Raw genomic sequence first — 23,661 nt, 5'->3', positions numbered from 1 at the left:
GGTCTCAGTTCAGGTCCAGGAAGTGCTCCAGGCCGAAGGTCAGGCCCGGAGTCGTCACCACACGGCGGGTGCCGAGCAGGATGCCCGGCATGAAGCTGCTGTGGTGCAGGGAGTCATGACGGATCGTCAGGGTCTCGCCCTCACCACCGAGCAGTACCTCCTGGTGGGCCAGGAGGCCGCGCAGGCGGACGGCGTGGACCGGGACCCCGTCGACGTCGGCACCGCGGGCGCCCTCCAGCCCGCCGGCCGTGGCGTCCGGCGCCGGAGCCGTGCCGGCCGCCCGGCGGGCCTCGGCGATGAGCTGAGCCGTGCGCGTGGCCGTACCGCTCGGGGCGTCCACCTTGTTCGGGTGGTGCAGCTCGACGACCTCGACCGACTCGAAGTACGGCGCGGCGATCTGCGCGAACTTCATCGTCAGCACGGCGCCGATGGAGAAGTTCGGCGCGATGAGCACACCGGTCCGCGGGGACTCGGCGAGCAGGCCCTTCAGCTGCGCCAGGCGCTCCTCGGTCCAGCCCGTCGTACCGACGACCGCGTGGATGCCGTGGCGCACGCAGAAGTCGAGGTTGTCCATGACGGAGTCGGGCGTGGTCAGTTCCACGGCGACCTGGGCGCCGGTCTCCGCCAGCGTCTCGAGCTTGTCGCCGCGGCCGAGGGCGGCGACCAGCTCCATGTCGTCGGCGGCCTCGACCGCCTTGACCGCCTCGGACCCGATCCGGCCCTTGGCACCGAGGACCGCCACGCGCAGCTTGCTCATCTCTTGTGCTTCCTTACGGGAGTGATTAGGCGACGGCGTCGTGCAGCCGCGCGGCCTGCTTGTCCTTCAGCGGGCCGATGACCGACAGCGACGGGCGCTGTCCCAGGATCTCGCGGGCGGCCGAGCGGACCTCGTCCGGGGTGACCGACGCTATCCGGTCCAGCATGTCGTCGACCGACATCTGCTCGCCCCAGCACAGCTCGCTCTTGCCGATACGGTTCATCAGCGCGCCGGTGTCCTCCAGGCCGAGGACCGTGGAGCCCTGGAGCTGGCCGATGGCGCGGGCGATCTCGTCGTCGGTGAGGCCGTTGGCCGCCACGTGGTCGAGTTCGTCGCGGCAGATCCGCAGCACGTCGTGCACCTGGCTCGGCCGGCAGCCGGCGTAGACGCCGAACAGGCCGCAGTCGGCGAAGCCGGAGGTGTACGAGTACACGCTGTAGGCCAGGCCCCGCTTCTCCCGGACCTCCTGGAAGAGACGGGAGGACATGCCGCCGCCGAGGGCGGTGTTGAGCACGCCCATGGCCCAGCGGCGGTCGTCGGTGCGGGCCAGGCCCGGCATGCCGAGGACGACGTGCGCCTGCTCGGTCTTGCGGCCCAGCAGTTCGACCTTGCCGGAGGCGCGGATCGTACGTCTGCCGTCGCGCGGGGCGATGGGCCGCGCGTCGAAGTCCCGCAGGGCGCCCGCCTTCTCGAAGGCCGCGCGGACCTGGCGTACGACCTTGGCGTGGTCGATGTTGCCGGCGCAGGCGACCACCAGGTGGGTGGGGTCGTAGTGCTTCCGGTAGAAGCGGCGGATGCGGTCGGCGGTGAGGGCGTTGACCGTGTCGACCGTGCCGAGGACGGGGCGGCCGAGGGCGTTGTCGCCGAACATGGTGTGCGCGAACAGGTCGTGCACGCAGTCGCCCGGGTCGTCCTCGGTCATCGCGATCTCCTCGAGGATCGCGCCGCGTTCGACGTCGACGTCCTCCTCCAGGATCAGCGAGCCGGTCAGCATGTCGCAGACGACGTCGATGGCGAGCGGCAGGTCGGTGTCGAGCACGCGCGCGTAGTAGCACGTGTACTCCTTCGCCGTGAACGCGTTCATCTCGCCGCCGACGGCGTCGAGGGCGGCGGAGATGTCCAGCGCGCTGCGCGTCGACGTGCCCTTGAAGAGCAGGTGCTCCAGGTAGTGCGTGGCGCCGTTCAGGGCCGGGGTCTCGTCGCGGGAACCGACGTGCGCCCAGATGCCGAAGGTCGCGGAACGGACCGAGGGCAGGGTCTCGGTGACGATGCGCAGGCCGCCCGGGAGGGTGGTCTTGCGGACCGTGCCGATGCCGTTCTGGCCCTTGATCAGGGTTTGGGTACGGGCGACGGCCCGCGCCTCCGAAGAGGGGCGGGCCGTCACCTTGGAGCTACGGGACGTCACTGCTCGGCGTCGTCCTTGGTCTCGTTGCCTTCCTCGCCCTCGATCACCGGAACGAGGGAGAGCTTGCCGCGGGAGTCGATCTCGGCGATCTCGACCTGGACCTTCTGGCCCACGCCGAGGACGTCCTCGACGTTCTCCACGCGCTTGCCGCCGGCGAGCTTGCGGATCTGCGAGATGTGCAGCAGACCGTCCTTGCCAGGCAGCAGGGAGACGAACGCACCGAAGGTGGTCGTCTTGACGACCGTACCCAGGTAACGCTCGCCGACCTCGGGCATCGTCGGGTTGGCGATGCCGTTGATCGTGGCGCGGGCGGCCTCGGCGGACGGGCCGTCGGCGGCACCGATGTAGATCGTGCCGTCGTCCTCGATGGTGATCTCGGCGCCCGTGTCCTCCTGGATCTGGTTGATCATCTTGCCCTTGGGGCCGATGACCTCACCGATCTTGTCGACCGGGATCTTGACGGTGATGATCCGCGGGGCGTGCGGGGACATCTCGTCGGGCCGGTCGATGGCCTCCATCATCACGTCGAGGATGTGCAGACGCGCGTCGCGGGCCTGCTTGAGGGCCGCGGCGAGGACGGAGGCCGGGATGCCGTCCAGCTTGGTGTCGAGCTGGAGGGCGGTCACGAACTCCTTGGTGCCGGCGACCTTGAAGTCCATGTCACCGAAGGCGTCCTCGGCACCGAGGATGTCGGTGAGGGTGACGTAGTGCGTCTCGCCCTCGATCTCCTGGGAGATCAGACCCATGGCGATACCGGCGACCGGGGCCTTCAGCGGCACACCGGCGTTCAGCAGCGACATGGTGGAGGCGCAGACCGAACCCATGGACGTCGAGCCGTTGGAGCCGAGGGCCTCGGACACCTGGCGGATCGCGTACGGGAACTCCTCGCGCGTCGGCAGCACCGGCACGAGGGCGCGCTCGGCGAGGGCGCCGTGGCCGATCTCGCGGCGCTTCGGGGAGCCGACGCGGCCGGTCTCACCGGTGGAGTACGGCGGGAAGTTGTAGTTGTGCATGTAGCGCTTGCGGGTCACCGGGGAGAGGGTGTCCAGCTGCTGCTCCATGCGGAGCATGTTGAGGGTGGTGACGCCCAGGATCTGGGTCTCGCCACGCTCGAACAGCGCGGAACCGTGCACCCGCGGGATGGCCTCGACCTCGGCGGCGAGCGTACGGATGTCCGTCACGCCACGGCCGTCGATGCGCTTCTTCTCCTTGATGACGCGCTCACGGACCAGGGTCTTGGTCAGCGAGCGGTACGCGGCGGAGATCTCCTTCTCGCGGCCCTCGAACTCCGGCAGGAGCTTCTCGGCGGCCAGACCCTTGACGCGGTCCAGCTCGGCCTCGCGCTCCTGCTTGCCGGCGATGGTGAGCGCCTGGGCGAGCTCGGGCTTGACCGCGGCGGTCAGGGCCTCCAGGACGTCGTCCTGGTAGTCCAGGAAGATCGGGAACTCGCCGGTCGGCTTGGCGGCCTTGGCGGCGAGGTCGGACTGGGCGCGGCACAGGACCTTGATGAAGGGCTTGGCTGCCTCCAGACCGGCGGCGACGACCTCCTCGGTCGGCGCCTCGGAACCGCCCTCGACCAGCTTGATGGTCTTCTCGGTGGCCTCGGCCTCGACCATCATGATCGCGACGTCGCCGTCCTCCAGGACGCGGCCCGCGACGACCATGTCGAAGACGGCGTCCTCGAGCTCGGTGTGCGTCGGGAAGGCGACCCACTGGCCGCGGATCAGCGCGACGCGGACGCCGCCGATCGGGCCGGAGAAGGGCAGGCCGGCCAGCTGCGTGGACGCGGACGCGGCGTTGATCGCGACGACGTCGTACAGGTGGTCGGGGTTGAGGGCCATGACCGTGCAGACGACCTGGATCTCGTTGCGCAGGCCCTTCTTGAAGGACGGGCGCAGCGGGCGGTCGATCAGGCGGCAGGTGAGGATCGCGTCCTCGGAGGGGCGGCCCTCACGGCGGAAGAAGCTGCCGGGGATCTTGCCGGCGGCGTACATCCGCTCCTCGACGTCCACCGTGAGCGGGAAGAAGTCGAGCTGGTCCTTGGGGTTCTTGGAGGCGGTGGTGGCCGACAGCACCATGGTGTCGTCGTCCAGGTACGCCACGGCGGAACCGGCGGCCTGCTTGGCCAGGCGGCCCGTCTCGAAGCGGATCGTGCGGGTGCCGAAGGCGCCGTTGTCGATGACGGCCTCGGCGTAGTGGGTCTCGTTCTCCACTAGCGTTTTCTCCGATACATATCGTCTTTCGTCCCTTGGCTGCCCGTGTGGCAGGGGGACGGTGGTGGAGAAGCGCGCCGTCTGGTGCGGGCCGGTCTTCGATCGAAGCACCCGGGGCTCGCTTCCCCCCGGGGGCCACTACCGAGGACCGGCGGCGGCGAGGTGCGCTTCTCGCTGTTCGTTGTCGTGCTGTGTCGTACGTATTGCGTTGTGCTACCACACTACAAAGCGTCAGTGACACTCCGCACGTTTCCGCATGTACGACGAAGGGAGCGGTCCCGGGTGCTACCGGGAACCGCTCCCTTCACGGCGTCTTACTTGGCGCCCGCCGCGCCACGGCGGATGCCGAGGCGGTCGACCAGCGCACGGAAGCGCTGGATGTCCTTCTTCGCCAGGTACTGCAGAAGGCGGCGGCGCTGACCGACGAGGATCAGCAGACCACGACGGGAGTGGTGGTCGTGCTTGTGGGTCTTGAGGTGCTCCGTCAGGTCGGAGATCCGACGGGAGAGCAGAGCGACCTGGACCTCGGGGGAGCCGGTGTCACCCTCCTTGGTACCGAACTCGGCGATGATCTGCTTCTTCGTAGCGGCGTCGAGCGACACGCGTACTCCTCATAGTCTGTGAGTGGCAACCGAGTGCCCCCGGTCTGCTTCTCGGGGGAGCTTCCGTTACTCGGGAGCCGGGGATCCGCTGGGCGCGGCCTCCAGAGCCTTTCAGGGGGCTCCGGGGGTGCGTACACAAACGGCCGTCACACAGGGTACCAGCAGGTTGCCCGCACCTTTACCCCGGCCGGAAACCGCCCAGGTGGGGCTCGGGCGGCCACTAGGGTGAGCGCCGGGACCGTACGTACCTCCGGAAAGGGATCGCTGCACGATGACGGAGACGGAAGCGGAGATCAAGGCGCGCAAGGAGCGGGAGCGGGACGAGCTGTACGCCCTCGACATCTCGGACGTGGAGTGGCACTGCGCGCCGGGCACGGAGGAGCACGAGGAGCGGGTCGAGATCGCGTACCTGCCCGGCGGGGCCGTGGCGATGCGCTCGTCCCTGGATCACGGCACCGTGCTGCGCTACACGGAGGCGGAGTGGCGGGCGTTCGTGCTGGGGGCGCGGGACGGCGAGTTCGATCTGGAGCCCACGGAGCGCGACGGGGGCCTCGCGGCGCAGTGAACGGGGTGTGCGAAGGGGCGGCACGCACGCGTGCCGCCCCTTTTCCCGCACTGCGGGAGGTTCCAGTTCTCGCACTGCGGGAAGCTCCTGTTCTCGCACTGCGGGAATTTCCTAGCTGGTCATCGCCCGGGCACGCGCGTACACGTCGAAGACGGCCAGCGCCAGCGGGATCAGGGTGAGCAGGACGAAGCTCTCGGCGATCTCCAGGAAGCGCCCCCAGAAGGGGGTGACACCGCGCCGCGGGGTGATCAGACCGATCGCGGTGACCAGGGCGGTGGCAGCGCCGACCGCCGCGGCGAGCCAGATGCTGCGGATGTCGAGGGCCGACGTGTCGCCCTGGAAGGCGTCGATCAGGTACCCGCGGGGCGGGTTCAGGGCGAGCCCGAGGCCGAGGAAGACGATCGCGGCGAGGCCGGCGGCCAGGGTGGCGCCGACCTGTGCGGTGTAGCGGAACAGGTGCGCCCGCATCAGCATGGCCATGCCGGTCGCGAGGGCCAGGAGCTGGGCCCAGGTGTTGCTGGAGAAACCGAGGACGATCGAGGCGCCCACGGCGACGAGCGCGCAGCCCCCGACGAGGCCCACGAGGAGTTCGTGACCGCGCCGGGCCTGCGCGGCCACGCGCTCGGCGTCCACGGTCTCCTGCGGGGCGGGCTCGCCGGTGTCGTAGCCGCCGCGGGAGGGGTTGGGCGGTTCGAAGCCGATGGGCAGGCGCGCGAAGCGCATGGACAGGCCCGGCAGGAACGCCAGCGCCACGACGGACAGCGGGGCACAGACCGCGGCCGTCTCGATGGGCTTCAGATCGGTGAGGGTCGCGATGAAGGTGGTGACCAGACCGATGGCGGAGGCGAAGAGGAACGCCACGAAGGGTCCGTCGCCGCCGGGCGACACCAGGGTGAGCACCAGGGCGGCGACCAGGACCGCGGCGCAGGCGAGCAGGAACTGCAGGCGTCCGATGCCCTCGTGGTGGGCGAGCGGCAGCAGTCCGGAACCGGCCACGCCGATGTTCGGCAGCGCGCCGAGTCCCAGCGCGACGGCGGAGCCCCGGTCGTCGTAGACACGCGCCCGTACACAGGCGATGGTGACCAGCAGGATGCCGGTGACGCCCGCGATGATGCCCTGCAGGCTGTGCATGTCGTGCCGGACCTGGGAGCTCCAGGCCACGAACGCGAGCAGCGCGGGCAGGATGCCGCCGGCGACGAGTCCGGCGGCCCGGGTGAGGTCGCCGCTCCACAGGGTGCGGTCGCGGGTGACGGCGGAGGCGACCGCCTCGGACACGTCGTCGAGGACGGCCGGCGGCAGCGACTCGCTGAACGGGCGCAGGGTGAGCAGCTCGCCGTCGAGGATGCGCTGCGCGGTGAAGGAACGGGCGCCGTCGAGGACGGTGCCGTCACGCCGGACGAGGTGGTAGCCGACCGGAGCGCCCTCGGCGGGGCTCTGCTGGGACAGGCGCAGGATCTCCGGGTACAGGTCGGCGACGGGTACGTCGTCGGGCAACGCCACGTCGATACGGCTGTCGGGCGCCACGATGGTGACCCGGCAGAAGCCGAATCCCATGCCTGCCCCGGAAGGGGCTCCGGAGCCCGGTCCACCCGTCGCGCCGGCAGGCGCGGAGGCCGTCATGCTCACCTGCTGTTTCCCCCTCGTCGGTGGTGGGCGCGGTCCGCGGTGCCGCCGCGCGCCCGCCGCCCGTAAAAATCCTGTGTAGGTTGTGCGGCGCCACACGCTCAGCCGGTCGACCGGGCGGTCGTATCCGGGGTTCGCGGCGGGGCACCTTCCTAGAACCGTTGCCAATTGCCCGGGTTTTCCCGGAACGATTCGCAACTGCTCACGCGTCTCACCGGCACCCTACCGCCAGCCGTTGTCGGTGGTTGTCAGTAGGATCGCGCTTCGCGATCGACGTTCGCCTGACACGGGGCGGCGGACGAAAAATCTCGGTCCGGCAAGGGAATTGGTGCGTAGTGAGCCACATCGTCGTCAAGCGCCCGCCGCGGGCACTGCCGAAGGAAGTGCCCACGGACGAGGTCGTGCTGCAGGCGCCGCCGGAACTGCCGCGCGGTCAGCAGGAAGGCGCTTGGATGCAGCTCCTGCCCATGCTCGGCATGGGCGGGTCCGTGGTGTTCTTCTTCAACCCCCAGGCCCAGCCCTTCATGAAGATCATGGGTCTGGTGATGGTGGCCTCGACGATCGCCATGGGCATCTCGATGCTGGTCCGCTACCGGCGCGGCAACCAGGGGCAGATGGCCGACATGCGCCGTGACTACCTGCGTTACCTGTCGCAGACCCGACGCGCGGCCCTGGACACCGCCAAGTCCCAGCGGGACGCGCAGTACTACCTGCATCCTTCGCCGGAGCAACTGTGGGCGCTGGTCGCCGAGGGCAGCCGGGTGTGGGAACGGCGCACCGGTGACGAGGACTTCGGGCAGGTGCGCGTGGGCCTCGGCCCGCAGGGCCTGGCCACTCCCCTGGTCCCGCCGCAGACCGCGCCCGTGGACGAGCTGGAGCCGCTGACCGCGGGGGCCATGCAGCGCTTCCTGGCCACGCACAGCACCCTCGACGACCTGCCGATGGCGGTCTCGCTGCGCGCCTTCTACCACGTGTCGATCAGCGGCGAGCCGGGCACCGTGCGCGGCACCGCCCGTGCCGTCGCCGCCTCCCTCGCCTCGATGCACTCGCCCGAGGACCTCGTCATCGCCGTCGTCGCCGGACGCGAGTCGGTGGGCGAGTGGGAGTGGGCCAAGTGGCTGCCGCACGTGCAGGCTCCGGGCCTCGCCGACGGCGCCGGCAGCATGCGTCTGATCACCACCGACCCGATGGAGCTGGAGGACCGGCTCGCCTCACGGCTGCAGGGCCGCCCGCGTTTCCACCCCGGTGGACCTCCGGTCCCCGAGCAGCCGCATGTGGTGGTCGTGCTCGACGGCGTCTCCCTGCCCCCGGCGTCTTTGCTGGCCAACCCCGAGGGCCTGCAGGGCGTGACGGTCCTGGAGGTCGTGCCGGGCGACCTCAGCATGGGCCGCGGCGACCTCGCCGTCATCGTGCAGCCCACGGAGCTGCGCCTGGAGTCGGCGCACGGCATGGTCTACGAGGGGACGCCCGACGTCCTGTCGTACGAGGCCGCCGAGGCCCTCGCCCGCCAACTGGCGCCGCTGCGGATGGCGTCGGGCGGCGACGACGACGAACCGCTGCTCGCGAACCTGGACTTCACGGACCTGCTGAACCTGGGCGACGCGGCCTCGGTCGACACGAAGCGGACCTGGCGGCCGCGCTCGCAGTCCGAGCGGCTGCGCGTGCCGATCGGTCTCGGCGAGGACGGCCGGCCCGTGATGCTCGACCTCAAGGAGGCCGCCCAGGAGGGCATGGGCCCGCACGGCCTGTGCGTCGGTGCGACCGGTTCCGGCAAGTCGGAGCTGCTGCGCACGCTGGTCCTCGGCCTCGCCGTGACCCACTCCTCCGAGACGCTGAACTTCGTCCTCGCCGACTTCAAGGGTGGTGCCACGTTCGCGGGCATGGCCCAGATGCCGCACGTGGCGGCCGTGATCACCAACCTCGCCGACGACCTGACGCTCGTCGACCGCATGGGGGACTCGATCCGCGGTGAGCTCAACCGCCGCCAGGAGATGCTCCGCGACGCGGGCAACTACGCGAACATCCACGACTACGAGAAGGCACGCGCGGCCGGCGCTCCCCTGCAGCCGATTCCCTCGCTCGTCCTGGTGATCGACGAGTTCAGCGAGCTGCTGACCGCCAAGCCGGACTTCATCGAGATGTTCGTGCAGATCGGCCGCATCGGCCGATCGCTGGGCGTGCACCTGCTGCTGGCCTCGCAGCGCCTGGAGGAGGGCCGGCTCCGGGGCCTGGAGACGTACCTGTCGTACCGCATCGGTCTGCGGACGTTCTCGGCGGCCGAGTCGCGCGCCGCGATCGGTGTCCCGGACGCCTACGAACTGCCGAACGTGCCCGGTTCCGGCTTCCTGAAGTTCGGCACCGACGAAATGGTGCGCTTCAAGGCGGCGTACGTCTCCGGTGTGTACCGCACGAGTTCGCAGCAGGCCGCGGCGCTCGGCGGCCCGCTGCCCGTGGACCGCAGGCCGGTGCTGTTCACCGCGGCCCAGGTGGCGGTGCAGTACGCGCCGGTCCCGCAGCAGCGCCAGGAGGCGGCGACAGAGCGGCAGGACGACGCGCTCGCCGACACCGTGCTCGACGTGATCGTGCGGCGCCTGGAGGCGCAGGGTCCGGCAGCCCACCAGGTGTGGCTGCCCCCACTGGACAGCCCGCCGTCGCTCGACGCGCTGCTGCCGGGCCTCGCCCCGGTGCCCGGCCGTGGCATGACCCAGCCGGGCTACGAGGGCGCGGGCCGGCTCGTCGTCCCGGTCGGCATCATCGACAAGCCCTACGAGCAGCGGCGCGACCCGCTGTGGCTCGACTTCGGCGGCGCGGCCGGCCACATGCAGATCGTGGGCGGCCCACAGTCCGGCAAGTCGACACTGGTGCGCTCGATCATCGCGTCGTTCGCCCTCACCCACACGCCGCATGAAGTGCAGTTCTACGGCCTGGACTTCGGCGGTGGCGGTATGGCGGCGGTGGCCGGCCTGCCGCACGTGGGCGGCGTCGCCTCGCGTCTGGACCCCGAGAAGGTCAGGCGTACGGCGGCCGAGGTGTACGGCGTCATGACGCGCCGCGAGGAGTACTTCCGCTCCATGGGCATCTCCTCCATCGCGGAGTTCCGGTCCCGTCGCGCGCGCGGCGACATCTCGGTGACCGACCAGCCCTGGGGCGACGTCTTCCTGGTCATCGACGGCTGGGGCAACTTCCGCACGGACTACGAGGCCCTGGAGCCGCTGGTCCTCGACATGGCCGCGCGCGGCCTCGGCTACGGCATCCACGTGATCATCACCGCGTCGCGCTCGATGGAGGTCCGGGCGAACCTCAAGGACCACCTGATGAACCGCCTCGAACTGCGGCTGGGTGACCCCATGGACTCCGAGATCGACCGCAAGATCGCGGCCAACGTGCCCACCGGCGTGCCGGGCCGCGGTCAGACCCCGCAGAAGCAGCACTTCATGGCGGCGGTCCCGCGTATCGACGGGCTCTCCTCCGACACGGACCTGGCGGAGGCGACGACCGCGCTCGCGGCCGAGGTCACCCGCCACTGGCAGGAGCCGGGCGCACCGGAAGTGCGACTGCTGCCCCGCGAGTTCCCCGCGCTCCAGCTCCCGCCGGGCGACCGTTTCCCGGACCGGGGCATCTCCTTCGCCCTGGACGAGGACAACCTCGAGCCGGTGTTCGTGGACTTCGAACAGGACCCGTTCTTCCTGGTGTTCGGCGAGAGCGAGTCCGGCAAGTCGAACCTGCTGAAGCTGCTCATCAAGCGCCTCACCGAGCGCTACGACGGCAAGTCCTGCAAGCTGTTCGTCGTCGACAACCGCCGCTCGCTGCTCGGGGTGACCCCGGACTCCCACCTGGCCGAGTACATCCCCATGTCGAACCAGATGCAGCACCACATGGACGCACTGGCCGACCTGATGCAGCGCCGCACCCCGACCGCGGACGTCACCCCGGAGCAGCTGCGCAACCGCAGCTGGTGGCGGGGCCCCACGGTGTTCGTCGTCATCGACGACTACGACCTGGTGTCCACGTCGAGCGGCAACCCGCTGGCGGGCCTGACGGAACTGCTGCCCTTCGCCCGCGACGTCGGCGTCCGCTTCATCATCGCCCGCTCCACGGCGGGCGCCGGCCGCGCCGGCTACGAGACCTTCATGCAGCGCATCAAGGAACTCGGCGCCCAGGGCGTGGTCCTCGCGGGCGACCCGGCCGAGGGCGAACTGCTGGGCGGCGTACGCCCGCGGACGATGCCGCCGGGACGCGGCATCTTCGTGTCCCGGAAGCGGGGGAAGCCGATGGTGCAGGTGGGGCTTTCGGAGTCGTAGTTCGTCACCGGGCAGCTGCTCTTGCCCCGACCTGGATGCCGCGGACCGTAACGGTCCGCGGCATCCGGCGTTTTCAGGGGGATGTGGGGGTTGAAGTGGCGCTGTCGGGGACGCTTGGGGTTGCCGCTGTGTCCGTGCCCACACTCATACATGGCATGGGGTGAATGGGAGCACTCAAGTTCGGACGCGCTTGACCTGTGGAACAAGGCCCGGCCGTCGGACACCGTCGCGGGCCTCTGGGGCCCTCTCGCCACTCAGAACGTCGACAGAGCGATGACCGAGCTGTCGTACATGACGAACACGCGGTTTCCGGCGGCGGCCAGGCGGGCGTAGTCGGGCTCGGGGACCGTGTAGCTCCGTGAGCCCTTTCCGTCCGAGGCCCGCACGGCATTGATCAACAGCTGTGGCCCATACCCGTTGGTGGTGCTGCCGAACGTCCAGACGCCGCGGCCCTGCCGTACCACCGGACTCCCGTGGTTCGCGTTCTGGAACGCCTCCCACAGCACATTGCCGCTCGCCGTGTCCAGACTCCTGGTGCTGTCACCCGCGTTGGTATAGACCGCGTCCGCGTAGACTGCGGCAGGGCCCCATTTGTACCCATCGGTCTGCCAGTCGTCGAGCTTGGTGTTCCAGATCCTCGTTCCGTCGCTGAGCCGGCGAGCGTCCATGGACTTGCCGTTGATGTACACCATGCCGCCGTAGACGGCCGGGCTGACCGTAAGGTCCTCGTCCTGGTCGAGGCGGGTCCATGCCGTGCTGCCATCGCTGGTGTGCACGACGAGCACGGTGCCGTCCACGGCCGATATGACCAACCTGCCCTGGCCGACAACGGCAGGAGCGAGCAGGTTCCCGCGGAACTTCGTGGGGACGGCAGCCGTCCAGCGGATCCTGCCGTCGGCGCGGTTCACGCTGCGCAGCCTGTGGTCCTTCGTCACGCAGTACACCGCGTCGTTGTCGGCCGCGAGCAGCGCCGACGCCTCCGATGCCGGGCACGTCCACTTGGGTTCGCCTGTGGAAGGCACGAAGGTCCGTAGGACGCCCTCGTCGTCAACGCCGATGACCAGCCGATCGGAGAGGGACAGATAGCCGCTCTTCGTTCTGAGGTGAGGCGCACTCCAGCGGCGCTTGCCGCTGGTGATGTCGAATCCCGCGATGCCGCCGGTCGCAACACCGTAGACGATGACGTCGCCGATCGGCAGCAGCGTCTGGGAGTAGGCGTCCGCCTCCCCGTGCACTTCCCAGAGAGGTGTCGGCTGGACGTCATTGTTGATCGGGTCCTTGATGCCGTGGGGGTCCAGCTTCTGGACGGGCATGCGCACAGCCGGAGGGATGTCGAAGGGGCCGCTCTTCGTCTTCGTCGAGCCGGCCCGCGATCCGAACCACCAAGCCGCCGAGCAGCCCCCGCCCACCAGGACCACGCCTCCGGCGGCCAGCCCGGTGAGCAGGCGCCTGCGCGGGACGGACGGAGCCGCCTCGGTCGTCACCGGGGTGGGCAGTCGGCGTGCCTCGGCCTCCCGTTCTCTGATGGCATCGGCGACCGGTCCGCGCCGCCACACCCGATCGGCTCCCTTGGGCGCCGCCATGGCCTGGACGATCTGAGGCGGGGCGGGCCGCACGGCCGGATCCTTAGCCAGACAGGGCAGGATCAGCGCCTGAACATGCGGTGCCATGCCGTCGAGGCGCGGTTCGCCGTGCACGACTTCGTACTGCACGGCCGCGACATGCGAGCCCTCGTACGCCCGTCTGCCACTTGCCGCGTAGGCCAGAACCGCGCCGAGCGAGAACACGTCCGCCGATGGGGTCACCCGCCGGCCGAGCACCTGCTCGGGAGCTCCGTACCCTGGAGTGACGGGCACCTGCCCGGTCATGGTCAGGGTCAGCCCGTGCTCGGGCCGGGCAATACCGAAGTCGATGACGCGCGGTCCGGCCGAGGTGAGCACGATGTTGGGCGGCTTCAGATCACGGTGGATGAAACCTGCAGCATGGATGTCGGCGAGGGTCCGGGCGAGCGCGGTGGCAAGCGCGCGCAGGGCCGGCTCGTCGAGAGGTCCGTAGGTGTCAATGGCCTGGTCCAGGGTGAGTCCCGCGAGGAACTCGGTGGCGATCCATGGCCGTCCGCCCTCGGTCCATGCACCGAGCACATTCGCGACGCCGTTGCTCCGCACCGCCTGTGCGGCCTGTGCCTCGCGTACGAACCGCTGGGCGAGGTTGGTGTCGTGGGTGAGTTCCGGCCTGAGCACCTTGACAGCGGCCAGGCTTCCGGCGCCGTCTTGGCCGACGTAGACCTTGCCCATGCCTCCTTCGCCGAGAATGCCGAGAACACGGTAGGGACCGAGGCGAAGTGGGTCGCCGGTAGCGAGGGGTTTCATGCTGGGTCCTTCTGCCCGGGGGAGCGTCGGCGGGGACGGCCGAGCGGCGGGGCCGTCGTCATGCGCCGTTCCGCATGGCCGGTGTTCCGCCGCGTCGAGGTCACGTCACCGGAGGGGATACGCAGTCAGGTTCTGGCTGTCCACGCCGAGGACCAACTTCGCGTACGAGTCCACGTAGAACTGTTTGCCGCTCGTCTGGTAAGTCAGCGCAGTCGAGTGGTTCGCCAGGCTGATCGCGCGCAGCAGGGTCCCGTTCTTGTAGTACGCGTAGCGGTCGCCGAGGACGGGCGGCCATGCCGTGGATGCTTCGCCCACCTCCCCGCCGCGTTCCGTCCAGAGCACCTTTCCGCTGCGCGCGTCCACCGCCGTCAGACCGGCACCGTCGCCCACGGCATACAGGATGCCTGACCTGAGCACCGGCGGACCGTACGCGTGCGCTGTCGAGGTCTTCCACACCACGGCCCCGTCGCTCAGCCGCAACGCCCAGAGCCGACTGCCGCCGAGATACACGTGATCGCTGTCCGCGGTGATCCCGCTTCTCAGAATGTCCGGGTCGTCGATGCCGTATGGCCGCTCCCACAGGACGGCCCCGGTCGAGGCGTTCCGCACGACGACGTGGACGGTCTCGTCCTTCACCTCCTGGAGTGTCACCAGGCGACTGCCGACAGCATTCGCGGCGAGGAAGTGCAGGCTCGTGCTCAACTCGAACCGAACGGGTAGCGGCTTCGACCACAGGATCCTGCCGGTCTCGATGTCGGCGGCCTCCAGGGCGGAGGTCTCCCCGGCCGAGAAGGTGCCGCCTCCGTCGTACTTCCCCTTGCCTACAACGACGTACGCGACGCGGTTCGTGACGCAGAGGAGTTGATGTGTCGGGAGTTCGTCGTTGGTACCCGCGAACCGCGCCAGGTTCTTGATCGTTTTCCCGTTGTCGGGATTTACGGTCTGGAGCGTGACGGCGGGCCCGATCCCGTCGTCGGTCTCCTCACCGATCGAAAGCCGGTAGAGCCGGCCATCCGCCACGAGCGTCTGCCAACTGTTCTCTTCGAAGTAGCTGTCCCACTTGCGGACTCCGCTCGTCGGATTGACGCCTTGGGTCCCACCGCCTGTGGGAACGACGATCATTCCGCCGACTGCCCGGGGAACGACTGCCCCCAAGTCAGCCTGGAGCACGGTACCGAATGTGTACGTCCACATCGGCTCGATGTTCTGCGTCTTGTGGGCGCTGCCCTTCGGGGTCGTGCCACCGCGGTCTCGCGCTGGGGTGCGCTCCCGCCACCACCACGCGCCTCCGCCAGCCGCCGCTGCGACGGCGAGTGCGCCGCCGAGGGCGAGGAATCCTCGGCGCGACGGGCGACGGCCGACCTCCGTGGTGCCCGCCGCGGCCTCCGGACCGGCCGTCGGCGCGGGCAGCCGCTGTGGCACCAGCCGCCAGACGTCGGTGGCCCGCCGCCCTATGTCCGCGAGCAGTTCGGGGGGCAGGTGCTCCGCGAACTCTCCCTTCCCGTCGTGGAGTTGCCTCGCGAGCTGGGCCATGGTGGGCCGGACCGCCTGCTCCTTCGCCAGACACTGGGCCAGTACCGGCACCAGCGTGGGCGGTACGCCGCTGAGGTCCGCCTCGGCGTACCGCACCCGGTACAGCAGATCCGCCGTCTGTCCGTGCCCGAACGGGCCGCGCCCGGTGGACGCGTACACCAGCACTCCGGCGAGTGCGAACACATCGCCGGCCGCGTCGTGCTCCTGTCCGGTGGCCTGTTCCGGCGACATGAAGGCAGGCGTACCGACAGCGGCACCGGCCCGGGTCAGGCGGTCGTCGCCGATCGCCCGCGCGATGCCGAAGTCGATGACCTTCGGACCATAGGCGGTGAGGAGGATGTTGGACGGCTTGAGGTCGCGGTGCACGACGTCCGACCGGTGCAGTTGGCCGAGCGCCGAGCACAGGGCGGCGCCCAGGGCCCGCACGGACTGTTCGGACAAGGGCCCGCCGGCCTCTACGGCCTCGTCGAGCGGGGGCCCCAGCACGTACTCCGTGGCCAGCCAGGGCGTCTCGGCGAGCGGGTCCGCGTCCATCACCCGCGCTCCGAACTGCTCTCCGATGACCCGGGCCGCGTCCACCTCCAGCCGGAAACGGGTGCGTGCCGCAGGGTCTGTGGCGATCGCGGCGTGCATGGTCTTCAAGGCGACGGTCCGACCGCCGGCGGAACGCGCCACGTAGACGGTGCCCATGCCTCCGCTGCCGAGCCGGGCGATGAGCCGGTAGGGACCGAGGGCGACGGGGTCGTCGTGGGTGAGGGGAGTCGGCATGGGGTTCTTGTCGTCAGTGGCTCGAGTGGGACACAGGGACTGGGGACGGAACACCGCTCGGCGGCCCGGCCTCTACCGGTAGCTCCGCGGCCAGAACGGACGCCGACTGATGGACGATGGCGGCGACGAGGCGGGCGGGCAGCCAGCCTGGGCCCAGGAAGGCGGCCGCGCGCGAGGGTGGAGCGAAACCCACGGTGACGTCCGACAGGGAGCCACCCGCCAACTCATCGATGAGTTTGGCAAGTTGAGGCCGCTGGGCCGGGTCGCGGGACAGACACCGCGAGACCAGCGAGCGCAGGGTGGACGGTAGTTCCCCCCGCTCTGGCATTGTGTACCCGGTGGCGGCGTAGGCGAGCGTCGCGCCGAGTGCGTACACATCGCCGAGCGGCCGCGGCTGCCCACCGGTGGCCTGCTCGGGCGGCAGGCTGCCGGGATCGAGCCCGGGTACCTCCTGCCGTGCGGCACCGTCGGGCGCTGCGGCCCGTACGGCCCCGAAGCACGTGAGCCGGGGTCCGTCGGCCGCGATCAGTACGGCGGACGGGCAGAGCCCCGCGTGGGTCAGGTTCTGCCCGTGCATGATGGCCAGGTTCTCGGCCAGCGCGACGCCGAGCGCCCGGACCGTTCGCTCCGGCAATGGGCCGCCGTGCACGGTCAGCGCGATGGGCAGCGGAAGCGCGGGCACGTAGGGGCGGGCGTGCCACGGCTGCTGGCCGGGTGCGGCGAGTTCGACGGCCGGGAGGACCCAGGATCCGAGGAGATAGCGAGAGGCGTCGGCTTCGGCCATGAAACGTTGCGGGTCGACCGTCGCCAGGGGGCTGCTGAGCAGTACGGTGCGGTCGCCGTCGGCGCTGCGGGCGATGAAGCGGTGCTCGGGAACCGGTGTCTGCTTCGAGGCGCCGGTGTCGAGCCTCGTGACGACCGTGTACGGGCCGATCTGCCGGGTACCACGAGTACTCGGTCCTGTGCCTGGCGCGCCCATGCTCACTCTTCGTCCTTCTGGCTCAGCGACTCGGCTTCTGTGGCTCGGCACAACAGCAGGGTGGGCGCCTCCCGCGCGCGCCCACCCTGAAGTTGCTTCTGCGAGCCGTTTCCTAGTGGAAGTAGCTGGCCGCCTTCTTGTCGCCTTCCATGTACGTACCGCCGGACTGGGCGACGACGTGACCGATGCCCTGCAGGGCCTGGTGGATGTCGTTCGCTTCCTTGTCCCAGCGCTGCAGCTTCTCGTGGAAGGAGCCCTGGGCCTGGCCCTCCCAGTACTGCTGGCTGCTCACGACCATGCGGCGCAGCTCCGCCAGGTCCTGCTCGAGCTGGCTCGCCTGGTTACCGATGTTGGTCGCCGCGTGGTCGAGCCCGTCATAAGTGACTGACAGCCCATCAGCGTTGTTGGCCATGCGTGTTACCTCGTCTCGCTGGTGTGTACGTGATCAGTGCGCCGGTTTCCCGGCGGATGTTCTCTGTCTCGCTCGACTCAGTAAGAGCTGAGGGAAGACGTCGGAACGGTCGGAGCGCCGTCCTGGAGGTCGATCTTGTTGACCGCCGCGCGGACCTCGTCTTCCTTGCTGTCCTTGATGTTGCGCGTCGTGGTCATCGCCTCGATGACGTCACCGAGGATGTTGCCGATGTTCCGCAGCGACTGGTTGATCTCGTACTGCTTCTTGTCGAACGCGGCGCGGCCGATACCCTGCCACTGGCCCTCAAGGCCATCGATGACGCCCTGGAGGGCGTGCACGCGCTTCTGAATGTTCTCGTACTTCTCCACCATCTGCTTCTCGAGGTGGACTACTGCGGCATCTTCGAGCTTCTGCTTTCCGCCGGCCATGGTCGGCCCTGCCTTTCGTGTGTCCGTTGTTGATCTGATGGTTCCGGCTCACCGTGCGGTGCTCTCAGCGGTGAGCACGCGGTGCTGTCCTGGGCGAACCGCACCGGGCTGCTACGGCTGTTGATGCTGAAAGGAGTTCACCTTGCGCGACGTGCCCTCGCGACGGCCAGGGCGCCGCCACCGACCACGACGACCGCGCCAACGGCCCCGAGCGCGATCCAAGTGGTGTTGCTGCTACCGCCACTTGACGACTCCGCGCTCGATCCTGCCGCCGAGGTCGCGCCGGTGGAACCCTTGTCCTGGGCTTGTGACGAGGCTGATGCAGAGGGAGAAGGAGAGTTCTTAGGAGCCACAGGGGCTACGCTCGCCCACTGGTGACCATCCTGTTTCTGGAGCGGATCGACATTGGCGGGGCCGGGGTCGTAATTCTTGTCCTCAAGGACCATGCGAGGACGAATGATCCCGTAGCCGAGATACTTGCTCGGTTTGTCCTTCGGCCAGGTGCGTCCAGCGGTGTCGAGGAGGGCCCTCTCAACCTGATACACAGTCCAATCGGGGTGCACGGACCAGATCAGAGCAGCAGCGGCAGAGGTGAGCGCGGTGGCCGGGCTCGTGCCCTGGCGGTTGTCGCAGTAACGGACGGTGCCGCCCTTGCAATAGCCCGGATATCCCTCACCAGGAGCCGCCACGTCGGCATAGCCGCCGCCCGAGGAAAAGCTGGACGCGGTGAGGGACTTGTCGACGGACGCAACGCCAAAGACATACGGGTACGAGGCGGGATAATCAGCCTGACCGTTCTCCCCGTTGTTACCCACTCCCGCGATCAGCAGTTTGCCCTTCGAGAGCGCGTATTTGACCGCAGCCTCATCCTCGTCTGTGGTCATCCCGGCGAATGAGATATTGATGATCTTTGCGTCAGTGTCGGCAGCAGCCCTCAGTGCCACAGCCGGCTCCGGAGTCCTGGCTTCTTCCTTCGCCCCTTTGATGCCGTCGAGCTTGACGCGGTAGGGGACGATCTTCGCGCCTGGTGCCAATCCCTTCAGCCCACCGCCTGCCCCGGTACCCGCGATCAACTCGGCCATGCTCGTGCCGTGGCCTGTGTAGTCGTCCGTCGGGTGGTAGGCCACAGCCTTGGGGACCTCATCGGTCAACACCTGCCCCTTGAGCGACGGTGTTTCCGCCACCCCGGTGTCAATGACCGCGATCTTGACCCCCTTACCCGTGCTCACCTTCCACATCTGCTCGGCTTGCATGGGGCCCAAGTACCACTGCTTCGACTGCTCGTCGGAAGCAGCGGCACCCGGGGCCAAAGTCACGGTCACAACGGTCAGAGCGCCGACAACCGCACCCACCGCGCGCACTCGTCTTCCGCAACGCGCTGTGCGGAGCTCAGCCTGGTCGACTCGTCGGCTGGTCCCTGACTTCATGGCGTTGAATGTCCTCGCTCGCGTTCAGTTGATGACCGGCGGCACTTCGCGCCGGGGGCTGTTCAGCAGGTGTGTCTCTTCGTCCTCGACCAGGTAGTCGGGCCGCGGTGTCCCGTCCGTCTTCCGCTCTTCGCCAGGGCGTCCGGTGTGGCCTGCGCCTCGCGTTAGACCGGCACCACCACGGGTCATGCCGTTGCGTTCGGCTCCCGCCGCGGACGTGCGTGCGCTTGCCCGCCCGGTGACGGCCTCGGACGTTCCCGCGCGGGCGCGGGAACCAGTCGCACCTGAGCCGGCCCGCGTCGTGGACTCGGACTCGGGTGTTCCGAAGACGCCGCGCTGACCGAGACGGCCAGTCGTGGGCCTGGAGTTGGCCTCCTCCTCGCCTCCGATGACCGTGCCACGCGGAATCCTCGAACCGTTCTTCGCCGACGGATTCGTCGTGGAGGGTCGTCCCCCGACGACTCCGTTGCCGCGGCCGGCACCGGTGGTCGGCCCGTTCGTCGCACGCGATGCCGCCGTGCCTGCGGGGCGTGGCGTACCGCCCGTGACTCCTCGGCCCATGGGCGAGGATGCCCTCGGCCCGGAACCGGTGCCCCTGACAGCGGACTGTCCAGTCGAAGTGGCGCGGCCGACCTGCTCCATGGGCCCTCGCCCAGTGGAGCGCCCGGAGCCCGGATTGGTCAGCTCGGACGTACCCGCGCGCCCCTGAGCGGTCGGGAGGTTACGGAACCCGCCGGCACCGTTCAGGCCACGGCCCGACGTGGCGTTGGGCATGGGAAGCCGGAAGCCGCCGCCGTCGAACACATTGGGCTGGCCACCACTTGTCGGAGGCGTGCCCGTGACTGGCGGAGTATGACCGGGACCAGGCGTGGTGGTCGTGGGCGGCGGCAGCGTGCCGGTGGTGTCGATGTGCGTACCGACAGGCACGTCGGGGTGCGTGACTCGATCCGTGGCGTGACTTACAGGCGCTGGTGTGCCGCTTGTATCGGGCGCAACCGCGTGACGCACTGGCGCCACCGGCGCATGATGCCCTCCGACCGCACTCGAGCCCGTGCCCTGGTATCCGTGCGAAGGGGAGCCCTGCGGAACGGGGTCGTTATAGATCTGGGGCCTGGGCACCCCGACGTTCGGGAGGCCGCCGAAGTCAGGCGCGCTCTTGTGCAAGTCCTGCAGTGACTGGTCCGACACGGCGTAATACGACGCCAACCGGTTCATCTGGTTGACCGCCTCTTGGCGGTGCTTCTCCACCTGGACTGCAGCGGCGTAGTCCTTGTTGCCGGCCACCTTCTCGTGGGCGGGGAAGTCCTTGGCCGGCGTCCGATCCGCTCGCGTGTCACGGGGAGGCATGGCGTGGCGAACCGATGCCAGCCCCTCGGCGGCCGCAGTGATCGAGTCACCGGCTCCTCCGGCGAATTCGGCGAGCCCGTGTGCGTGCTTGACGAGATTGTCGCCCCATGTGCGGAATTCATGGCCCGCCTGGCCCTCCCAGGGGACCGTGTCGAACTTACCCTTGAGCGTGTCTGCTGCCACCTTGATGGCATCGCGCGCGTCCCAGAGAGCCCGACCGGAGGATTCCAGGTCTTCCGGATCCGTCCGCTCGACCAGGTCGATCATTGCGTTGAGCTCATAGCGGTCGAATTCCGTGCGCTTGACCATGGCCTGCCCGTACGGCGTGGCCTTGGCCATAGAGCGAAGGATTTCTACGGGATTGAGAAACAGGCCACCAGTACTGGGCTGATCCCCGAGGCCCCGGGCAAGGTCTGTGAAGCCGTTTTCCGCGGAGACCCGATCCATGTCCGCCTTGTGCTTGTCGGTCATGCTCAGATCTCTCCCTTCTTCCCGCCGCCGGTGTTCTTGTCGCTCTGCGGATTGAGCTGTTTGATCTCTGTCTGGATCTCGTAGAACCTGCGACGCTGCTCTTCCTCGAGGTCGTTGAAGGTCCCGTTGGCACCCTTGACGGCGATGCCGATCGCCTCGATCTGCAGATGCAGGGTCTTGGAGAGGTTCGTGAGCGCCTGGTGGACCTCGTTGAACGTCCCATACAGGGCGTCGGCCTCATGGAAGCCTGCAGACCCGCTGCGGAGCGACGTGTGCCGGATCCCCTGCTCACCGACTCGCGCCGGATTGCCCGCCGACTTCTCAAGATCTGCCAGAACGCTGTCCACCGTTCCGACGAACTGCTTCAGGGCGTCACTGCTGACCCTGAGGTTCGCCCTCGCCCCGCCCCCGCTCATGTTCCTCCCCGTTTCCCCGTACACCATCGACCTCGACTGGATCGAGCCCGACCACCTGCCCGCCGTACGATCGCAAAGCGAGCCGCGCCTCACAACGCGTTTACCACTGTAGTCAACCCGCCCGACGGGTCCAACCGGCCTGTGTGTTACCTCAGTTACGACACCGAAACAGGGGTCGCGTTTTGCCCGATTCGCCGGGTTGTGGCGCAGCTTGGACGGGCTTCCCAACCGCGCCTCCGGCGCAGTATGACCCGCCGTGGCCACGATCGGCCTCCGGCGCCGCGCCAGTCCCGATCTTCATCAAACTTCTACACCTGACGGGTCGCGCAGCTGAGCAACGCCTGGCATGTGCGAAGTGCCTTGCTAGCGCGCATTGGGGTCGTTGGAGCCCTCACAGGCCCGCGGAACCACCAACGCTCGAGTACGGCCCCTCGGGAAGAGCACGTCACGGAGGGGTGCCGGACATGGCATGGGACGAGTGGGAGCAGCTGAAGTCCGAGGCACAGAGCGGCGTTCGACGCACATGCGTCTCAACCAATCGCTCGTCAGAGAACTTGCGTCCGCACTCAAGACCGTGCCCGGGAGGCCCCGGCAGGCAGGACTCCCTCTGCGGGGGTCGGTGACAGCTGACGGCGACACAGGCCCATGGGGAGGGGTGTCTGTGGTCAAGCGGAAGGCCCGGTTCACGGCGGCATCCGCGTCCGCAATAATCTGGCCCCATGGAGCAATGGGCCGGGATTCTGGTGTTGGTGTTGCTGTTCGCTTGCGTAGCAGGCATGTTCACCCTCGTGTTCACGATGTCCGCACGCGGACGCAAGAAAGATGCGCAAATCCAGGAGGACTATGCACAGCTCGCCCGGATCGCTCCGGAACGCGGATGGACGTACGAGAGACGCGTCCAAGGCAGGATCGACCAGTACTGCGGCCTGCGCCCTTTTCCTACACGGGGGAGCAATCTGCGCGCCTGGCACTACACCACGGGCGAGTTCCGGGGTCGCCAGTTCACCTACTTCGAGTACCGGTACATGAATGTCACATCGGGCGCCGACATCGCAGAACGCAAGCAGCCCACCATCGAGGCAGTGTTCGTCGTCACGACCCCTGGTCCAGGGCCGTTCGTGCAGATACTGCGTCCGAATGTGCTGGACAGGTTGTTCGACCGCAGGGCGAAGATGCAGCTCGGCGTACCGGAGTTCGATCAGAACTACCGGGTCATCACGGATGACGAGGAATTCGTCCGAAATGCCCTCTGTCCCGCAGTGGTGCCCTATCTGATGACAGATACTAAGACCAAGAAGTCTCCGCTCCAGCTGCGTAACAACGACCTGTTCACGTGGTACAGAGGCACCCTTTCACCGCAGACCGTCGACGAGAAGCTGAACTTCCTGTGCGACGTCCTGGACCGGATTCCGGCACAGACCTGGTCGGCAGCCTGAGCAAGCCAGAGTGCCCCTTGCCCCGGGGTGAGAGAATCACCGGGGCAGGGGGCACTACGTTGTTCAGGCAGACTCTTCGTCGGCCGGGTGCACCGTCCGCAGAAAAGCCTGGAAGTCCCCGATCACGGCGTCGAGTTGGGTCGGCTTGGCGGTCAGTACGAATTCGAGGACCGCGCGCTCCGCCGGATTCCTGACGTCCTCCATCCCGAGGTACACCTGGCTCTGGAGCAGTTCCAGCGGCTCTCCCCGCAGGGTGGTGTGAAGGCGGAGGTTCTGGACCACGCCGGGAGAATCCGTCAGGCCCGGGATATCCGGGCTTCCCACCTCGGCCTTCTTGACGACCTCGACGGGGCCTGCCTGCTGGAGTCGCCGTACCGACTCGTCGGCGATTTCCCACATGGTGGCGGAGTCGTTGCGCATACGCCCGGCGATGGTGATGTTCGCCGTGAATCCGTCGATGGAGGCGGGATGGAGCGCGACGAAGGCAACTCCAGGTGCTCCCACCTCGTCCGGCGGCGCCGCCTGCCAGCCGTCCGGCAGCGAGAACGTGATCTTGACCGGCAGCGTGGTCGTCATGGTGCATCCACTTCCTCGATGAGCATCGGTTCA

Annotated in this window: 17 protein-coding genes; 3 read left to right on the top strand and 14 right to left on the bottom strand. The window is 68.7% G+C overall.

Annotation, left to right across the window (positions count from 1 at the left end; translation table 11 throughout):
* Positions 1-4: 4 nt before the first annotated feature.
* The 4 genes from dapB to rpsO form a co-directional block, all read right to left on the bottom strand.
* Complete coding sequence (dapB, locus tag AB0D93_RS16945; RefSeq protein ID WP_362119865.1) at positions 5-757, bottom strand: 4-hydroxy-tetrahydrodipicolinate reductase; 753 nt, start codon at positions 755-757, stop codon at positions 5-7.
* Positions 758-782: 25 nt separating this feature from the next.
* Positions 783-2,162, bottom strand: a complete 1,380-nt coding sequence (locus AB0D93_RS16940; RefSeq protein ID WP_362119863.1) for a pitrilysin family protein — start codon at positions 2,160-2,162, stop codon at positions 783-785.
* Positions 2,159-4,375 carry a polyribonucleotide nucleotidyltransferase gene (locus AB0D93_RS16935; protein ID WP_362119861.1) on the bottom strand — a complete coding sequence of 739 codons (2,217 nt, stop codon included), beginning with the start codon at positions 4,373-4,375 and terminating at the stop codon, positions 2,159-2,161. Before AB0D93_RS16935 ends, AB0D93_RS16940 begins: the two co-directional genes overlap by 4 nt.
* Before the next feature lie 314 nt (positions 4,376-4,689).
* Entirely contained in the window at positions 4,690-4,977 is a 288-nt protein-coding gene (gene rpsO / locus AB0D93_RS16930) for a 30S ribosomal protein S15 (RefSeq protein ID WP_003997419.1), read from the bottom strand.
* Between the two features lie 271 nt (positions 4,978-5,248).
* Between rpsO and AB0D93_RS16925 the strand changes: the two genes are divergently transcribed.
* Positions 5,249-5,542, top strand: coding sequence for a DUF397 domain-containing protein (locus tag AB0D93_RS16925; protein WP_362119858.1), 294 nt, complete (start codon positions 5,249-5,251; stop codon positions 5,540-5,542).
* Between the two features lie 111 nt (positions 5,543-5,653).
* On the opposite strand, the gene eccD is transcribed toward AB0D93_RS16925, so the two are convergent.
* Positions 5,654-7,162 (bottom strand): type VII secretion integral membrane protein EccD, encoded by a 1,509-nt coding sequence (gene eccD, locus AB0D93_RS16920; protein ID WP_362119890.1) that lies wholly within the window; start codon positions 7,160-7,162, stop codon positions 5,654-5,656.
* 338 nt (positions 7,163-7,500) lie between these two features.
* Between eccD and eccCa the strand changes: the two genes are divergently transcribed.
* Positions 7,501-11,466, top strand: coding sequence for a type VII secretion protein EccCa (gene eccCa, locus AB0D93_RS16915; protein WP_362119856.1), 3,966 nt, complete (start codon positions 7,501-7,503; stop codon positions 11,464-11,466).
* Positions 11,467-11,720: 254 nt separating this feature from the next.
* Here eccCa and AB0D93_RS16910 read toward each other — a convergent pair whose 3' ends face one another.
* The 8 genes from AB0D93_RS16910 to AB0D93_RS16875 form a co-directional block, all read right to left on the bottom strand.
* Complete coding sequence (locus AB0D93_RS16910) at positions 11,721-13,835, bottom strand: serine/threonine-protein kinase (protein WP_362119854.1); 2,115 nt, start codon at positions 13,833-13,835, stop codon at positions 11,721-11,723.
* 105 nt (positions 13,836-13,940) lie between these two features.
* The gene (locus tag AB0D93_RS16905) at positions 13,941-16,136 is read right to left on the bottom strand and encodes a serine/threonine-protein kinase (RefSeq protein ID WP_362119852.1); all 2,196 of its coding nucleotides are present in this window, start codon (positions 16,134-16,136) and stop codon (positions 13,941-13,943) included.
* Between the two features lie 13 nt (positions 16,137-16,149).
* Entirely contained in the window at positions 16,150-17,115 is a 966-nt protein-coding gene (locus AB0D93_RS16900; protein WP_362119850.1) for a serine/threonine protein kinase, read from the bottom strand.
* 112 nt (positions 17,116-17,227) lie between these two features.
* Positions 17,228-17,527, bottom strand: coding sequence for a WXG100 family type VII secretion target (locus AB0D93_RS16895; protein ID WP_362119848.1), 300 nt, complete (start codon positions 17,525-17,527; stop codon positions 17,228-17,230).
* Positions 17,528-17,604: 77 nt separating this feature from the next.
* Entirely contained in the window at positions 17,605-17,955 is a 351-nt protein-coding gene (locus AB0D93_RS16890; protein WP_362119846.1) for a WXG100 family type VII secretion target, read from the bottom strand.
* Between the two features lie 137 nt (positions 17,956-18,092).
* Positions 18,093-19,316, bottom strand: coding sequence for a S8 family serine peptidase (locus AB0D93_RS16885; RefSeq protein ID WP_362119844.1), 1,224 nt, complete (start codon positions 19,314-19,316; stop codon positions 18,093-18,095).
* Positions 19,317-19,406: 90 nt separating this feature from the next.
* Positions 19,407-21,200 (bottom strand): hypothetical protein, encoded by a 1,794-nt coding sequence (locus AB0D93_RS16880; RefSeq protein WP_362119842.1) that lies wholly within the window; start codon positions 21,198-21,200, stop codon positions 19,407-19,409.
* A gap of 2 nt (positions 21,201-21,202) precedes the next feature.
* Entirely contained in the window at positions 21,203-21,643 is a 441-nt protein-coding gene (locus AB0D93_RS16875; RefSeq protein ID WP_362119840.1) for a hypothetical protein, read from the bottom strand.
* Between the two features lie 692 nt (positions 21,644-22,335).
* Between AB0D93_RS16875 and AB0D93_RS16870 the strand changes: the two genes are divergently transcribed.
* Positions 22,336-23,052, top strand: coding sequence for a hypothetical protein (locus AB0D93_RS16870; protein ID WP_362119838.1), 717 nt, complete (start codon positions 22,336-22,338; stop codon positions 23,050-23,052).
* Between the two features lie 63 nt (positions 23,053-23,115).
* Here the strand turns inward: AB0D93_RS16870 and AB0D93_RS16865 are convergent, their stop codons facing one another.
* A complete protein-coding gene (locus AB0D93_RS16865; protein ID WP_362119836.1) occupies positions 23,116-23,628 on the bottom strand; it encodes a hypothetical protein in 513 nt (170 codons plus the stop codon).
* Positions 23,629-23,661 lie beyond the last annotated feature (33 nt).

This window comes from Streptomyces sp. NPDC048191, from assembly GCF_040652655.1.
GTDB lineage: Bacteria > Actinomycetota > Actinomycetes > Streptomycetales > Streptomycetaceae > Streptomyces.
Note: the sequence above shows the minus strand (reverse complement) of the source record. Positions and strands in the feature narration are given on the sequence as shown.

Coding starts and splice junctions, on each gene's coding strand:
- eccD (WP_362119890.1), bottom strand. CDS start 7,162: ATGACGGCCTCCGCGCCTGCCGGCGCGACGGGTGGACCGGGCTCCGGA.
- AB0D93_RS16870 (WP_362119838.1), top strand. CDS start 22,336: ATGGAGCAATGGGCCGGGATTCTGGTGTTGGTGTTGCTGTTCGCTTGC.
- AB0D93_RS16890 (WP_362119846.1), bottom strand. CDS start 17,955: ATGGCCGGCGGAAAGCAGAAGCTCGAAGATGCCGCAGTAGTCCACCTC.
- AB0D93_RS16880 (WP_362119842.1), bottom strand. CDS start 21,200: ATGACCGACAAGCACAAGGCGGACATGGATCGGGTCTCCGCGGAAAAC.
- AB0D93_RS16895 (WP_362119848.1), bottom strand. CDS start 17,527: ATGGCCAACAACGCTGATGGGCTGTCAGTCACTTATGACGGGCTCGAC.
- AB0D93_RS16900 (WP_362119850.1), bottom strand. CDS start 17,115: ATGGGCGCGCCAGGCACAGGACCGAGTACTCGTGGTACCCGGCAGATC.
- AB0D93_RS16875 (WP_362119840.1), bottom strand. CDS start 21,643: ATGGTGTACGGGGAAACGGGGAGGAACATGAGCGGGGGCGGGGCGAGG.
- AB0D93_RS16910 (WP_362119854.1), bottom strand. CDS start 13,835: ATGAAACCCCTCGCTACCGGCGACCCACTTCGCCTCGGTCCCTACCGT.
- AB0D93_RS16865 (WP_362119836.1), bottom strand. CDS start 23,628: ATGACGACCACGCTGCCGGTCAAGATCACGTTCTCGCTGCCGGACGGC.
- AB0D93_RS16905 (WP_362119852.1), bottom strand. CDS start 16,136: ATGCCGACTCCCCTCACCCACGACGACCCCGTCGCCCTCGGTCCCTAC.
- dapB (WP_362119865.1), bottom strand. CDS start 757: ATGAGCAAGCTGCGCGTGGCGGTCCTCGGTGCCAAGGGCCGGATCGGG.
- AB0D93_RS16925 (WP_362119858.1), top strand. CDS start 5,249: ATGACGGAGACGGAAGCGGAGATCAAGGCGCGCAAGGAGCGGGAGCGG.